This is a genomic window from Qipengyuania sp. GPGPB31 (assembly GCF_038396345.1).
Classification (GTDB): Bacteria; Pseudomonadota; Alphaproteobacteria; order Sphingomonadales; family Sphingomonadaceae; genus Qipengyuania; species Qipengyuania citrea.
The window spans coordinates 805297-820619 of the sequence record NZ_CP149572.1 but is presented as its reverse complement, the minus strand read 5'-3'; the positions used below and the strand labels follow the sequence as shown (position 1 = coordinate 820619).

Annotated in this window: 13 protein-coding genes; 6 read left to right on the top strand and 7 right to left on the bottom strand. The window is 66.3% G+C overall.

What is annotated here, in order from left to right; translation table 11 throughout:
- The first annotated feature begins 4 nt into the window (after positions 1–4).
- Positions 5–277: a DUF1467 family protein gene (locus WKH79_RS04225; RefSeq protein WP_050601237.1), complete on the top strand. Its 273-nt coding sequence runs from the start codon at positions 5–7 to the stop codon at positions 275–277.
- Here WKH79_RS04225 and WKH79_RS04220 read toward each other — a convergent pair whose 3' ends face one another.
- Entirely contained in the window at positions 278–2902 is a 2625-nt protein-coding gene (locus WKH79_RS04220; protein ID WP_341859701.1) for an ATPase, read from the bottom strand.
- A 71-nt stretch (positions 2903–2973) separates the two neighbouring features.
- Between WKH79_RS04220 and WKH79_RS04215 the strand changes: the two genes are divergently transcribed.
- The 4 genes from WKH79_RS04215 (at position 2974) to WKH79_RS04200 (ending at position 6939) form a co-directional block, all read left to right on the top strand.
- Positions 2974–3270 carry a hypothetical protein gene (locus tag WKH79_RS04215; RefSeq protein WP_063505397.1) on the top strand — a complete coding sequence of 99 codons (297 nt, stop codon included), beginning with the start codon at positions 2974–2976 and terminating at the stop codon, positions 3268–3270.
- Between the two features lie 86 nt (positions 3271–3356).
- On the top strand, positions 3357–4535 hold the full coding sequence (locus tag WKH79_RS04210) for a hypothetical protein (protein WP_341859700.1): 1179 nt from the start codon (positions 3357–3359) through the stop codon (positions 4533–4535).
- Positions 4536–4570: 35 nt separating this feature from the next.
- The gene (locus tag WKH79_RS04205; protein ID WP_160766772.1) at positions 4571–5533 is read left to right on the top strand and encodes a hypothetical protein; all 963 of its coding nucleotides are present in this window, start codon (positions 4571–4573) and stop codon (positions 5531–5533) included.
- A 2-nt stretch (positions 5534–5535) separates the two neighbouring features.
- On the top strand, positions 5536–6939 hold the full coding sequence (locus WKH79_RS04200) for a HAMP domain-containing sensor histidine kinase (protein ID WP_341859699.1): 1404 nt from the start codon (positions 5536–5538) through the stop codon (positions 6937–6939).
- A gap of 116 nt (positions 6940–7055) precedes the next feature.
- Here the strand turns inward: WKH79_RS04200 and WKH79_RS04195 are convergent, their stop codons facing one another.
- On the bottom strand, positions 7056–8342 hold the full coding sequence (locus WKH79_RS04195; protein ID WP_050601243.1) for a citrate synthase: 1287 nt from the start codon (positions 8340–8342) through the stop codon (positions 7056–7058).
- A 10-nt stretch (positions 8343–8352) separates the two neighbouring features.
- Complete coding sequence (gltX, locus tag WKH79_RS04190; RefSeq protein WP_063511699.1) at positions 8353–9804, bottom strand: glutamate--tRNA ligase; 1452 nt, start codon at positions 9802–9804, stop codon at positions 8353–8355.
- Between the two features lie 121 nt (positions 9805–9925).
- On the opposite strand from gltX, the gene WKH79_RS04185 reads away from it, so the two are divergent.
- Entirely contained in the window at positions 9926–12016 is a 2091-nt protein-coding gene (locus WKH79_RS04185) for a ComEC/Rec2 family competence protein (protein WP_341859698.1), read from the top strand.
- An 18-nt stretch (positions 12017–12034) separates the two neighbouring features.
- On the opposite strand, the gene lexA is transcribed toward WKH79_RS04185, so the two are convergent.
- The 4 genes from lexA to WKH79_RS04165 form a co-directional block, all read right to left on the bottom strand.
- Positions 12035–12724: a transcriptional repressor LexA gene (gene lexA, locus WKH79_RS04180; RefSeq protein ID WP_050601246.1), complete on the bottom strand. Its 690-nt coding sequence runs from the start codon at positions 12722–12724 to the stop codon at positions 12035–12037.
- Positions 12725–12871: 147 nt separating this feature from the next.
- Positions 12872–13657 (bottom strand): indole-3-glycerol phosphate synthase TrpC, encoded by a 786-nt coding sequence (gene trpC / locus WKH79_RS04175; RefSeq protein WP_341859697.1) that lies wholly within the window; start codon positions 13655–13657, stop codon positions 12872–12874.
- 1 nt (position 13658) lies between these two features.
- Positions 13659–14651, bottom strand: a complete 993-nt coding sequence (gene trpD, locus WKH79_RS04170) for an anthranilate phosphoribosyltransferase (RefSeq protein WP_341859696.1) — start codon at positions 14649–14651, stop codon at positions 13659–13661.
- Positions 14648–15262, bottom strand: a complete 615-nt coding sequence (locus tag WKH79_RS04165) for an aminodeoxychorismate/anthranilate synthase component II (protein ID WP_063511164.1) — start codon at positions 15260–15262, stop codon at positions 14648–14650. Before WKH79_RS04165 ends, trpD begins: the two co-directional genes overlap by 4 nt.
- Positions 15263–15323 lie beyond the last annotated feature (61 nt).

Below are 15323 nucleotides of genomic sequence, written 5' to 3'. Positions count from 1 at the left end.
AGCCATGCAGTGGACCAGCATTCTCGCGATCTATTTCCTGTTCTTTGTGTTCAGCGCCTTCGTGCTGCTGCCCTTCGGCGTGCGCACGCATGACGAGGCGGGGATCGAGAAAATCCCCGGGCAGGCCGATAGCGCGCCGGTGGAATTCCGCGCCGGCCGTTTGCTGCTGCGCGCGGTGATCCTCTCCGCGGTCGTCACCACGCTTTACGTGCTCAACTACATCTACGGATGGATCACCGTGGACGACATCATCCTGTGGGGCCCGTCGGCGGGCTGATCACTGGCGCAGCCGTTCCAGCGCCTGCGCCAGCACTACATAGAGCTTGCCCATATCGCTGCTGAGCAGCGTCACGCTGATGGCATTGCCGTCGCGCGTGGACAGCAGCGTGCGCAGCATCGCTTCAAAATCGTGGATGTAGCGGCTGACATGGTCGCGGAAATCGTGGTCCGCATCGTACAGTTCCGCGATCTCGCGCGCCTCGGTGTTGTCGAGCAGGCGGACCGCGCGCCGGGTGAAGATCCCCCGGTCGCCGCGCAGATAGCTGGTCCACGCGGTATCGGTCACATCGGTCGACAGTGCCTTGGTGATGTCGATCGCGTTCGAATTGAGGCTTTCGCTGATCAGCGCGACACGGCGTGAGAAATCATTGTCCACGTCCTCGGCCGCGCGTTCGCGCGCGTGGGCAATGCGGCTTTCCAGATTGGCGGTCAGTTCGTTGACCTTGGCCAGCTGGTCGCGCAGCTGCCGCGTGATCTCGCGTCCCGCTGCGGCGGAACGCTCGCTCGCGGCGTCCAGTTCGGTCAGCGCATGCGCGGTCTGCTCGCGCAGCGCGTGGTCGATCGCCTCGGCGCTCTGCTGGCCGACCTCGCGCGCGATCCCGGCGATGCGTTCGGCCTGTTCGGTCTCGATCGCAGCCAGCGCTTCGCGTGCGCTGGTTTCGAGCGCGGTGATCGCATCGCGCAGCGCGGTCTGCGCCTGTTCGGAAACCCCGGCGCTCTCCTCGCCCAGCGTGGCAATGCTGCCGCGCAGCCGGGCGATTTCATGGGCATGCTCGGACGCGGTTTCGCCGAAACGGTTCTGGAACACCTCGATCCCGTCCATTGCCTCGCGGCTGCGCGCCTCGGCGGTATCCATGCTCGCGGTCAGCGCTTCGCCGGCGGATTTCGCCTGGTCGAGCAGCGCCTTCACCTCTTCGGCGCGCTGTTCGATCCGGTCCAGCCGCGCTTCGCTTGCCTCCATCGCCTGCGGCAGATCGTCGCGGCTGTGCTTCGCGCTCGCCTGGATCAGCTCGAGCAGGCGGACGCTGGCGTCGGTCAGCTGCGATACCGCTGTCTCGGTCCCGTCGAGCGCGCCGCGGCTGTCCGCCAGTTTCGCGTTGAGCGCGCCGATCCCGTCGGCGAGTTCGGTCCGCGCCTCGCGGCCCTGTTCGGCAATGGCCGCGAACACCGTACCGAGCGCCGCGATGCGTTCGCCCAGTTCGTCGCCTTCCGCAGCCATGAGCGACAGCTGTTCGGCCTGCGCCGCCCGGCGATCGGCAATCGCTTCGTCGAGCGCGGCGAGCCGCTGGGTCAGGCGTTGCTGGGCTGCCTCTTCGGCCTCGGCCATGGCGACCTGTCGCTCGGTGGTCTCCTGCGCGAACATCCGATTGCGTTCGGCAATCCGGTTATCGACGCGTTCGGCCTCGGCAGCCAGTGCCGCAAGCTTGGCATTGGCCGCTTCCAGCGCGGCATCATCGACGCGGGCGATTTCCTCGACGGCGTCGTTCATCCTCTCGCGCATGGCCTCGATCTGCTCTTGCCATGCGTTCATCGCTTGCGCTTCGCCTTTGCGTATGGTCGCCGCCGCATGCGCGGTTTCCTCGCGAATGGCGGCGAGCCGCTCGGTCAGGCTGGCGACCGCGGTTTCACGGTCCGCCGCGGTAGCGGTCTCGGTCTCGGCGAATTCGCTGCGCAGCTTGTCGAAGCGGGTGCGCAGCGATGCCAACGCCTCGACTTCGCGGCGGTCGAGTTCGCCGCGGAAATCCTCGCTGCCCTCGCGCAGTTCCGAGAACCGCCGATCGGCGATCTCGGCGAGATGATCGGCCTGCTGTGAAAAAGCCTCGAGCGCGCCATCGATCCGCTCGCGTAGCGAGGCGACCTGCCGCTCGCTCGCACAGCCGAACTCGTTGAGCCTGGCGAAACCGTCAACCAGCCCGTCGAGCTGGTTCTGCGCTTCGCGGCCGGCGCTACCGATCTGGTTCGACACATCCTTGGCCGAGCTGGCGACAACAGGCAGGTTGTCGCGGAGTTTGTCCATGTTTTCCAGAGCGGTAACGCTCACACGTGCGATCGCTTCGACCTGTTCGCCATTGTCCGCGACCAGCGCCTGCAACCGGTCGGCATGTTCGGACAGCCGGTCGGTCGCGGTCCGACCGAGATAGTCGAGATCGCGCGTCTGGCTGGTCAGGAATTCGCGCGCGAGGCTGAGTTCGCGGTTGATCGTTGCCAGCCGGCTTTCCAGTTCGGCGCTCTGCGCTGACAGATCGTGGGCGACAGTGGCGAAGCGGCGCGCTTCGCGGGCCGAATTGCGCATTGCCAGAAGCCATACGCCGATTACCAGCAGGACGGGCACTGCCCATTGGGTGACCAGCGCGGTCCAGGCGCGGGGCGTGGGGAAGGCCATCAGCTGGCTGGCATGCGCCCAGGCAAAAAACGCCGTCCAGCCCGCTATCGCTAGGATCGCGGCAGCTGGGAGCAGCCAGGTAAAGCGCCGCCGGGCCGCGGACTCATCGTCCCAGACCACCTCGTCGTCTTCTTCGAGTTCCGGCGAAGTTTCTGCGACAAACTCTTCGGAAACAACGGTTTCCTCATGGGTTTCGTCAGGCGTCTGATCGACGGCCTGGATAAGCGAGCGCTTTCTCATAATGGGGCAAACTACCACCAAAGCGATCAGGCTTAAACCTGAATTAACCGCCTCGCGCTTACGGTTGCCCGATGGCCTATCACACTACAGGTTTCGAAGCCGCGCTGGCCCATGCTGCCGGGGACGACTTCGCCCTGCGGGAAGACCTGAAGCAGGCGTTCGTGCAGAGCGCGTCGGCGCATCACGACCTGCTGCGCCGGGCCCGGTGCGATGCCAATTGGGCAATGGCGGCCGAGCGGCTCGGGAAACTGGCCGCGAGCTTTCATGCAACCGAACTGATGGATCTCGCCGAAGAAGCCCGCGCCGGGGCACCGGGAGAACCCACGGTGATCAGCCGCATCGAAAGCGTCATCGCCGCTCTCAACTGAGGGAAACCGCCGCCGCACCCTTGGCGGAAGCTGCTCTGCACACCTAGAAGCATGACCACCCGTCGAACCGCCAACCGGAGTCCTGCGTGCGCGTCGCCCTGCTGTCCGTGCTCGATCGCCAGACCGGCCCGCAGCAGGTGCCGGCTCCCTTTCGCCTGCTTGCCGGCGCGAGGCTGGTAGAACGCCAGCTCGACATCGCGCTGGCTGCGGGATGCGAAACCATCGCCTGTCTCGCGCAGGCGGTCGGCCGCGAGGTGATCGAACTCCAGCACCGGGCGGAGGCCGCCGGTGCGCGTTTCATCGCGCTGCACGAACCCCGCAAGCTGTCGGGCATGGTGAGTGCATCGGACGAATTGCTGGTCATGGCGCCGGGCGTGCTGCCCGAAGAGGAGGCGGTGCTGCGGCAGCTGGCCAAGCCGGGCGTGCTGGTCTTTCCCGAGGATCCTGCGGTGCAGCGCGGCTATGAGCGCATCGATGCGCATTTCGCCTGGGCCGGCGTCCTGCTGACGAGGGGGCAGGCGGTCGAACAGCTCGCGCAATTGCCCGACGATGTCGATACGCCCTCCGCGCTGCTGCGTATCGCGCTGCAATCGGGCACGCGGACCTATCCGCTCGAGACCCGCCTGCTCGACGAGGATATCTGGCTCAACGACCCGGCGCCCGAACAGCTTGCAGTGCGCGAACGCAGCTGGGTGGCGGGGCATGCCGACGTCGCGCCGTTCAAGGCCCCCGGCCTTGCTGTCGCGGAACGCATGGGGGCGCGGCTCGCGCGCGATACGATGCGCGGCAATCTGGCACGCTTCCTCGCGCTGGGTTCGGCTGCGGCCGCCGTGCTTGCGCTGGCCGTTGCAGTATTCGGGTGGCTGGTGCCCGGTTTCGGCCTCGCTGCGGTCGCCGCGTTGCTGTTCGCGATGGAGGCGGTGGTGCGCCGTGTATCGTCGGCGGGCCAGGTCCGTCCGCGCGTGCCCTTGCTGGTGCAGGCCCTGGCCATCCTCATCGATCCCGTGATCGTCCTGCTGATCGTCCTCGCATCGCCTGAAGACACCGCCTGGCTGCGGCTTTTCGTGCCTGCGGTCCTGTTCGGCCTGCTGCACCTGGGCGAGCGGTTGGCGCAGCGCGACTGGCGCCGCAGCTATGCCGATCGCGTCATGCTGACGGCGCTGCTGATCCCCGCGGCGCTGTTCGGCGTGATCCAGCCCGCGGCCGCGGTGGTCGCGCTGGGCGTTCTCGTGTCGCTTTTTCTCACTGCACCGCCGCGCGGCTAACCGCCATTTAACTATGGCGATGGTACCAACCGGTCATGTCGATCCCTGATCCCGCATCCGAGCCGCAGGGCGCCGGCCACGATTCGCTGCGCGAAGCCCTTGCGCAGGGCAATGCGTCGCTTGCACGGATCACGCCGATCCTGACGCATCTGCTGGCCACGCCCGATCATTCGTTGTTCAGCGACGAGATCGTCGCCCGGGTTCGCGGCATGTGCCACCACCTCGCCTGGCAGGTGCTGCGTGCGCAGGCCGAGGCGGCGGGGCAGTCCGAACGCGAAACCTTCGTCGAACGCCACGGCGAAGCCCTGGCCGAACATTTCGTCGGACGGCCCGCTCTGCTGGCGCATTGCCATTCGCTGGCGATCGAGTGGCAGCTGGCGGAAGCGCTGGAAGTGCGTTCGGGCATCGATCCGGTGCTCTCGCCGCTGGTGCAGGAACTCATCGCGCATGACGACGATGGCGTCTCCGGCGCAGCGATGGCCGCATTGACCGCACAGGCGCGCTTCGCCCAGACCCAGCGCCGCATGGAATTGCCGCTCAGCGAATTGCCGGGCGACCTCCTGCACGACCTGCTGGTCGGATGGCGCGAATTCAGCAACCAGCTGCGTTCGGATGCCATGATGCGGGCCGAAACCAAGCTCCGTTCCAGTTTCGACGAAGGCGCAGGGCGGCTGTCGCTGCTTGCGCGGGTCGTGACGGGTATGGGGGCTGCGGGCGCGCGCGCGCTCGATATCGATCGCGCTGGCGTGGCGCTGTTCCTGACAGCGCTGGCGACGCGATCGGGCCAGTCGCGCACAGCTGCGGTGCTGTCGACCAACAACCGCCAGACTGCGCGCCTTGCGCTGGGCCTGCGCGCCGCAGGGCTGTCGGGCGAGGACGCCGAACGACAGGTCCTGCGGATCAATCCGCAGGCCGAACCGCCCGCCGAGGCCGTTACCATCGATCCCGACGATGCCCGCCGGCTGATCGCCGATACACCGCTCACCGAGGTAGACTAACCATGGCGACGACTGTTGGAACCCATTATATCGCCCGGGCCCGCGCCGATGCCGAGGCGCGACTGGTCGAAGCGGACGAAATCGTCGCGCGCCTCCAGCATGCCTGCGGTGGTTCGCTGGGTACGCGTATCGCCATTCCCGAACTGCTTGCGCTGGTCGAGAAGGCCCAGCGTTATGGCCTGCGCCTCGCGCGCCAGTTCGAAGCCATCGACGGCGAGAACCGGGTCACCGCCTGGGTCGAAATCGCGCCGGTGACAAACGAGGCGGGCGAATCCGATGGCTGCGCGATCGACGTGGTCAGCTGGCACAGCGAGGAACTGCCGCCCGAGAACGATATCGAAGCGGCCCGGCGTCGCGTCGAGATCAACCGCCATACGGCCGACTGCACCGCGCGACTCGATTCGCAGCAGCGGCTCCTGTCGCTCGAAACCGAAGCTTCCGACCTTGCCGAGTTTTCCGAGCAAGCACGGGCAAAGGTCGGCAAGCCGTGGACCGAGCTGGTCGACCTGCCCGGCACCAGCCACCAGCAGCCGCTGCACTGGCGCCTGCTCGACGGTGCGAGTTGCAGCATCGCGGGGTCGAACCGCAACTGGACCGCGCATCTCGAACCGCTGGGACAGTCGCAGCCCGGCAGCGCGGGTTTCGTGCTCTATCTGACCGCCGACCGGCCGCTGGCCAAGGGCGATGCCGAGGACGAGGACGAGGGCGCGGAAGGGCCGTCGTTCGGACGCGACCTCACTCCCGTCCTGCGCCAGCCGATCAACCGGATCATCGCCAACGCCGAGACGATCCGGACCAAGCTGGCGGGACCGCTGGCCGACGAATACAGTTCCTACGCCGCCGATATCGCCACCGCCGCGCAGCACCTCCTCGCGCTGATTGATGATCTGTCCGATCTCGAAGTCGTCGAATCCGAGGATTTCGTGACCGCGCCCGACCGGATCGAACTGGCGGATGTGGCCCGGCGCGCCTGCGGTATCCTCGGCGTGCGCGCGCGCGAGAAGGGCATCACGCTCGTCGCGCCGCCCGAAGGGGAAAGCCAGCTGGCAATCGCCGAATTCCGGCGCGTGTTGCAGATCCTGCTCAATCTCGTCGGCAATGCGATCCGCTATTCGCCGGATGACAGCCAGGTATGGATCCGGCTCGACCGGATCGGCAGCCGCGCACTGATCACCGTCGCCGACCAAGGGCACGGCCTGGGCGAAGACCAGCAGGAACGGATTTTCGAGAAGTTCGAACGGCTCGGGCGCAGCGGCGATGGCGGGTCTGGTCTCGGCCTCTACATTTCGCGCCGCATCGCGCGTGCGATGGACGGCGACCTGACCGTCGAAAGCGCGCCGGGGCAGGGCGCGCGCTTTACGCTGTCGGTCCCGGCCGCAGAGGATTTGCGCCAGACACCGCGCTGAAGCCTTGCCGTTGCCGCGCTCGCGCGCAGCGGCAGTAGCATCCCCAACGAAAAACGGGCCTTGCGAGGGGCGGGAAGCCGCCTCGCAAGGCCCGTTCGTGTTACCTGGCGTGAGCCTTAACGCTGGCCGATCTGGACGTAATCGCGTTCGGTCGGGCCGGTGTAAAGCTGGCGCGGACGGCCGATCACCTGAGCGGGATCCGAGATCATTTCGTTCCACTGCGCGACCCAGCCCACGGTGCGGGCGAGTGCGAACAGCGCGGTGAACATGGTCGTCGGGAAACCGATCGCGTTGAGGATGATGCCCGAGTAGAAGTCGACGTTCGGGAAAAGCTTCTTTTCCTTGAAGTAGTCGTCGTTGAGCGCGAGCTCTTCAAGCTTGAGCGCGGTCTCGAACACCGGGTCGTTGACGTTCAGCGCTTCGAACACTTCACGCAGCGTCTGCTGCATCACGGTCGCGCGCGGATCGTAGTTCTTGTACACGCGGTGGCCGAAGCCCATCAGGCGGAACGGGTCGTTCTTGTCCTTGGCGCGCTCGATATAGTGCGGGATGCGATCGGGCGAGCCGATTTCCTGCAGCATGTTGAGCGCCGCCTCGTTGGCGCCGCCGTGCGCCGGACCCCACAGGCAGGCAATGCCGGCCGCGATGCAGGCGAAGGGGTTCGCGCCCGACGAACCGGCCAGTCGCACGGTCGAGGTCGAGGCGTTCTGTTCGTGGTCGGCATGGAGGATGAAGATGCGATCCATTGCACGCTCGATGGCGGGATGGATTTCATATTCCTCGGCCGGCACGCCGAAGGTCATGCGCAGGAAATTGCCCGTGTAGCTCAGCGAGTTGTCGGGCTGCATCATCGGCTGACCGACCGAATACTTATACGCCATGGCGGCGATGGTCGGCATCTTGGCGATCAGCCGGTGGCTGGCGATCTTGCGCTGCTCGGGATCCGAAATGTCGGTGCTGTCGTGATAGAAGGCCGACAGCGCGCCGACCACGCCGCACATGATCGCCATGGGGTGCGCATCGCGGCGGAAACCCTGGTAGAACTGGCGCAGCTGGTCATGCAGCATGGTGTGCCGCGTGATCGTGTAGGTGAAATCGTCGAGCTCGGTCTGCTGCGGCAGTTCGCCGTTGAGCAGCAGGTAGGCGACTTCCATGAACGACGAATTTTCCGCCAGCTGGCCGATCGGATAGCCGCGGTGCAGCAGGATGCCTTCTTCGCCGTCGATATAGGTCAGCGCGCTTTCGCAGCTGGCAGTCGACTTGTAGCCCGGGTCGTAGGTGAACTTGCCGGTGGTGCCGTACAGCTTGCGGATGTCGACCACGTCGGGGCCAACGCTGCCCTGCAGCACGGGGAATTCCTGGGTCTGACCACCCAGATCGAGGGTTGCCTGCTTGTCGGCCACGCGTGTCTCCTCACTCGTTCTCTTCGGTGCCTGCGGGCGAGGCGGCCTGCGCATCGATACGCAAGAGCGACTCTTCCTTGCCCAACAGGACCAACACATCGAAAATGCCGGGTGACGTCGTCGTCCCCGTCAGTGCTGCGCGCATGGGCTGCGCGAGCTTGCCGAGACCCAGTTCGAGCTGCTCGGCATAGGCCTTCGTAGTGGCTTCCAGAGCCTCGATTGTCCAGTCATTTTGCACATGCAGCATTTCGGACAAGCCGGCGAGCCGCGCCCGCGCTTCATCATCGAGCAACCCCGCCGCCTTGTCGGTCATCTGCAAGGGGCGCGTGGCGAAAAGAAATCCTGCACCCTCAGCAAGTTCATTGATGGACCTTGCACGCGTCTTGAGGACCGGCATGGCTTCGGCAAGCAGCGCGCGGTCGGCTTTCTCACCGATCTTGTCGGCGACGATGTCGGCCAGCCGTTCATCATCCGCCTCGCGGATGTAATGGCCGTTGAGGTTCTGCAGTTTCTTGATGTCGAAACGCGCCGGGCCCTTGCCGACGCCATCGAGGTCGAACAGTTCGATCGCTTCGTCGCGGCTGATTTCCTCGCGATCGCCATGGCCCCAGCCGAGCCGCAGCAGGTAGTTGAACAGCGCTTCGGGGAGCACGCCTTCTTCGTCGCGATAGGCTTCGACGCCGACCGCGCCGTGGCGCTTCGACATCTTCGCCCCGTCGGGTCCGTGGATCAGCGGGACATGCGCATAGACCGGATCGGGCCAGCCACCCTCGATCGCATCCATCGCGCGGATCACCGGCAGCTGGCGGAAGGCGTTGTTGAGGTGATCGTCGCCGCGAATGATGTGCGTGACGCCCATGTCGTGATCGTCGACCACCACCGCCAGCATATAGGTCGGCGTGCCGTCCGCGCGCAGCAGCACGTAATCGTCGATCTCGGCATTCTTCACCGTGACCTTGCCCTGGACCTGGTCGTGGATCGTGGTTTCGCCCTCGGTCGGGACCTTGAGCCGGATCACATAGGGCGCGCCCGCGGGAGCTTCGCTCGCATCGCGATCGCGCCAGCGGCGGTCGTAGCGCATCGGCTGCTTGTTTGCGCGTTGCTCGGCGCGCATCGCCTCGAGTTCCTCGGGCGTGGCGAAGCATTTGTAGGCATGGCCCGCCTCGAGCAGCTTGTGCGCCACTTCGGCATGGCGCTCGGCGCGGTCAGACTGGAACACCGGTGCATCGTCGAAATCGAGGCCGAGCCAGCCAAGCCCGTCGATGATCTTGTCGATCGCGTCCTGCGTGCTGCGCTTCTTGTCGGTATCTTCGATCCGCAGCAGCGCGCGGCCGCCGTGATGGCGCGCATAGAGCCAGTTGAACAGCGCGGTCCGCGCCCCGCCGATATGCAGATAGCCGGTGGGCGAGGGAGCGAAGCGGGTGACGACCGGAGGGGTCTCGCTGTCACTATCGCTTGCCATTGTCACTCGCTTCCTTTCAAACATTCACATGGCGACACGGGGGACGCCTTCGATACCGATGGGAGAAGCGGGCGAAACCGCCCGCGAAACAGTGCCGCGCCCTTGGCGCATGCGCGGCGCAATGTCCAGTTTGGCAGCCCGGTTCGAGGCATTTCTCGCGGGCGCCGAATTCGATCGCGGTCCATGGCTGGCGGTCGCCTTCGGCTGCGGCATCGGGCTGTGGTTCCTCCTTGCCGGGCCGTGGCAATGGCTCGCCGTGATCGCCGGTTCGCTGGTCGTCGCCTTCGCAGCCATCGCCGCATGGCGCGGCCGCGAGAACCGCAATTATGCGCTTGCTGCGCTGCTTTCGATTGCTCTCGCCATATCGGCGGGCACCGCGCTGGTCTGGGCGCGGTCGGCGACAGTGGGTGCCGAGCCGATCCCCTATCCGCGGTTGGAACGGATCGATGGACGCATCCTTGCGCGCGAGGAACAGCCGGCGGAAGGACGGGTAAGGCTGGTGCTGGCGGCACGCGACCCCGAGACAGCCCGGGCAGTCGCCTACCGCGTCAATCTGCCGCTGGAAGCCGACGGGCCGCAGCTGCGCGAAGGGGCACGGATCCGTCTGAGCGCGCGGTTGATGCCGCCATCGCCGCCGATCGTCCCGGGTGCTTACAATTTCGCGCGCCGGGCATGGTTCGATGGCCTGTCCGCCACCGGATCGGTGGTCGGTGACGTCGAACTCGTCGAACCGCCCGCGGAGACGCTTGTGTCGATCGCCGTGATCCAGCGCCGCCTGTCGGCGCATGTGCGGCGCAATCTCGACGGGACGGCGGGCGCTATCGCGGCCACGCTGGCAAGCGGCGACCGCGGTGCGATCCCCGAGGCCGACGAAGAAGCCATGCGCGATGCCGGGCTCACCCATCTGCTTTCGATCAGCGGCCTGCATGTCAGCGCGATTATCGCCGCGACCTATCTGGTGGTGCTGAAACTGCTGGCAGCCTGGCCTTGGCTGGCGCTGCGCGTGCGGTTGCCGTTGGTGGCGGCGGGTGCAGCCGCGCTTGCGGGCATCGGCTACACGCTGCTTACCGGCGCGCAGGTGCCGACCGTTCGCAGCTGCATCGGCGCCTTGCTCGTGCTCGTCGCGCTGGCCCTGGGGCGCGAACCCCTGTCGCTGCGGATGGTTGCGATCGCCGCCGGCGTGGTGCTGGCGCTCTGGCCGGAATCGCTGGTCGGGCCGAGTTTCCAGATGAGCTTTGCCGCGGTCATCGCCATTGTCTCGCTCCACAATGCCGCTTGGGTCCGCAGCTTCCTGGCGCCGCGCGAGGAAAGCTGGCTATCGCGCCTGGCACGGCGTGCAGCGATGCTGTTCCTGACCGGGCTGGTCATCGAATTTACGCTGATCCCGATCGTGCTGTTCCATTTCCACCGTGCTGGCCTCTACGGCGCGGCGGCCAATCTGATCGCGATCCCGCTGGTAACCTTCGTGTCGATGCCGCTGGTTGCGCTGGCGCTCTTCCTCGATCTGGTGGGGGCGGGGGCGCCGGCCTGGTGGCTGGTCGGCCAGTCACTCGACGTGCTGCTTGCGATCGCGCATTTCTTCGCCGAGCAACCCGGTTCGGTCAAACTGTCGCCGCGCATCGGCATGGGCACGATGGCGCTCTATATCGGCGGTGCACTGTGGCTGGCGTTGTGGCAGGGCAGGGCAAGACTGTGGGGCGCGGTGCCGATCGCGCTGTCCACGATCCTGATCGTGACAGCCCCGGTTCCCGACCTGCTGATCACCCGTGACGGGCGCGATCTGGGTATTGCCAGCCAGGCCGACCGCCTGCTCGTCCTCCGCGACAGTGCCGGGGGCTATGCGCAGCAGAACCTGCTCGAACTGGCGGGAACCGACCGCGAGCCCATGGCCATCGCGGCGTGGCCGCAGAGCCGCTGCAGCCCCGAGTTCTGCGTCCTCCCCGTCAAGAGAAGCGGAAAGACATGGAGCGTGCTCGTGGCCCGCAATCGCGACTTGATCGCCGAACGTGCGCTGGCCGCAGCCTGCGGGAAGGCGGATATCGTCGTGTCCGACCGCTTCCTGCCGCGCAGCTGCCGGCCGCGTTGGCTCAAGGCCGATCGGCGCTATCTGCAACGCGAAGGCGGCGTCGCGGTCTATCTCGATCGCGAACGCGTCGATACGGTCGCGCAGGACCAGGGGGCGCATGGCTGGTGGCCGGCCCCGCGCCGATAGGGCGCGGTGCCCGCACCATCAGTGATAGCGGCGCAAGAGCCCGGCGAGCTTGCCCTGTACCTGAACGCGGTGCGCATCGTAGACCTGGGGGTCATAGGCGCCATTGGCCGGATCGAGGATCACGCGCCCCGCGTCCTTGCGCAGATATTTGAGCGTGGCTTCCTCGTTGTCGACCAGCGCCACCACGATTTCGCCATCGCGCGCGCTGTCGGTTCGTTTCACGAGAGCGAAGTCGCCATCGAAAATGCCGGCCTCGATCATCGAATCGCCCGAGACTTCGAGCGCGTAATGTTCGCCGGGACCGAGAAGGGCAGCGGGAACCGGCATGCTCGACTGGCCTTCGATCGCCTCGATCGGCGCGCCAGCGGCAATCCGTCCGTGCAGCGGCACGTCGATGATGTCGTTGGCGGGTTCGGGTGCCACGGTCTTGGTCGGCATTGCCGCCCCGACCAGGTCGTTCGCAGCACTGGGCTTGTCGCTCCCGGTAACTGCGTCTTCGGGAAGCTTGACCACTTCCAGTGCGCGCGCACGGTTGGGCAGCCGGCGGATGAAACCACGTTCCTCGAGCGCCGAGATCAGGCGGTGAACGCCCGACTTGCTCTTGAGGTCGAGGGCTTCCTTCATTTCCTCGAAACTCGGGGAAATGCCGGTGTCTTCCAGGCGTTGCTGGATAAAGCGGATCAATTCGTGCTGCTTGGCGGTCAGCATGGTGCGAACTCCCGTATCGCCTGTTCACAAAGCTGTGAACGAATACGGAACAAGTAGGCAACCCGAATCGGCAAGTCAAGCAATTGCGCCGGTTTAGCGGTATGGAGGCGAGAACAGCTGTTCCTGCTTTGCCCCGGGCGCGACGGTTCAGCCGTGCAGCAGCGTCCTGGTCGCCGCAGCGACATCGGCCTGCCGCATCAGGCTCTCACCAACGAGGAAGCTGCGCACACCCGAACCTGCGAGACGGGCACAATCCGCATGCGAGCTGATCCCGCTCTCGCCCACCAGCAGGCTTTCCGCCGGGGCCCGCGGGGCAAGCTGCTCGGTCGTTGCGAGATCGGTGGTGAAGGTTTTCAGGTCGCGGTTGTTCACCCCGATGAGCCGCGAGGAAAGCCGCGCCGCGCGGTCCATTTCGGCGGCGTCGTGGACTTCGATCAGCACATCCATCGAATGGTCGAGCGCGGCCGCCTCGATCTCGGCCATGACGCTGTCATCGAGCGCCGCGACGATGATCAGGATGGCATCGGCACCGAGCGCGCGTGCTTCGGCGACCTGCCACGGGTCGACCATGAAATCCTTGCGCAGGACGGGCAGGTCGCAGGCCTCGCGGGCGGCGATGAGGTAATCCTCATGGCCTTGGAAATAGGGCGCATCGGTCAGCACGGAAAGGCATGCCGCGCCCCCTGCGGCATAGGCCCTGGCATGCGCCGCAGGCTCGAAATCGGCGCGGATCAGGCCCTTCGACGGCGAGGCTTTCTTGATCTCGGCAATAAGTCCGAAGCCGTCATGCTGCGCGCGGGCGAGTGCAGCCTGAAACCCGCGCGGCGGGGTCTGCGCACGGATCGCGGTTTCGAGATCGGACAGCGAGCGTTCCTGCTTGCGGGCAGCCACTTCTTCGCGCTTGGTGGCGCAGATTTCTTCCAGCTTGTTCATGTCAAACGCTCAGTGCGATCCAGTCGCGCAGGAGGGTCAGGGCAGCGCCGGAATCGAGCGCCTCGGCAGCGATCTGGGCGCCTTCGGTCCAATCGTCGGTCCGGCCGGCGACGATCAGCGTGGCGGATGCGTTGAACAGCACCGCATCGCGATAGGGGCCGGGGGTGCCTGCCAGCAGCGCCTCGAGCGCGCGGGCGTTGTGCGCCGGATCGCCGCCGCGGATGGCTTCGACCGGGGCGTGCGGCAGATTGGCCTGCACTGCCAGCACGCGGCGCATTTCGAAGTTGTTGCCCATCACGTCGGCAAGTTCGTTGCCGCCCGCGAGGCTGAGTTCGTCGAGGCCCTCGTCGCCCGAGGCGATGAAGCTGCGCTCGGTTCCGAGCCGGGCCTTGGCCGCGGCATAGATCGGAACATAGGCGGGGCGGGCGATACCGATCAGCTGGCGCCGGACCCCGGCGGGATTGGAGAGCGGCCCCATCAGGTTGAAGATCGTGCGCACCCCGAGCTTCTGGCGGATGGGCTGGATCCGGCCCATTGCCGGGTGGTGGTTCTTGGCGAACAGGAAACAGATGCCCAGTTCGGCGAGCGTCTTCTCCGCGCTGCGGCCTGCCGCTTCCATGTCGAGTCCGAGCGCTTCGAGCGTATCGGCCGCGCCCGCCTTGCTGCTGGCAGCGCGGTTGCCGTGCTTGGCCACTGGGACGCCGCAGGCCGCCACGACCAGGCTGACCGCGGTGGATACGTTGAGCGTATGATGGCCATCGCCGCCGGTGCCGCAGCAATCGACCGTACCCTCGGGCGCAGCGATGGGGATCATCCGGTGACGCAGGGCTCGGGCCGCGCCCGCGATTTCCTCGGAGGTTTCACTGCGCGCCGACATGTCGACCAGGAAACGGGCGATCGCGTCGTCATCGGCTTCGCCATCGAGGATCCAGCCGAAGACTTCCTCGGCCTCGGCTTCGGCAAGGTGCCGGGTGGCATCGGGGAGCTGTTTCATGCGGGCACCTTGGCGGCGATGCCGCAGATGGCAAGGAAGTTCGCCAGCAGGGCGTGGCCGTGTTCGGTGGCGATGCTTTCGGGGTGGAACTGGACACCGTGGAGCGGAAGATCGCGGTGGCGGAACCCCATGACGCTGCTGCCGTCGAGGCCCGGGGTCTCGCTGGTCGCGTTGATCGCCAGGCAATCGGGAATGTCTTCGACCACCAGCGAATGGTAGCGCGTCGCGGTGAAGGGCGAGGGCAGATCGGCAAACACCCCGTCGCCTTCATGCGTGACGGGCGAGGTCTTGCCGTGCATCAGACCGCCGCGCACCACGCGGCCGCCGAAATGCTGGCCGATCGCCTGGTGGCCGAGGCAGACGCCGAGCAGGGGTTTGCCCGCTGCGGCGCAGGCCGCGACGATATCGAGGCTGATGCCGGCTTCGTTGGGAGTGCAGGGTCCGGGAGAAATCAGATAGCCCGCATGACCGCCATCCATCGCCTCGACCGCCGATATGGCATCGTTGCGCACCACCTCCACGCGGGCGCCCATCTCCATCAGGTAATGGACCAGGTTGAAGGTGAAGCTGTCGTAATTGTCGATTACGAGAATGGATCGGCTGTCGGTCATCGATACGGTCCTTGAAGCGATGGCGACGTGCTTTCAAGCAAGGAAAGGTTTGCAGGCCAGC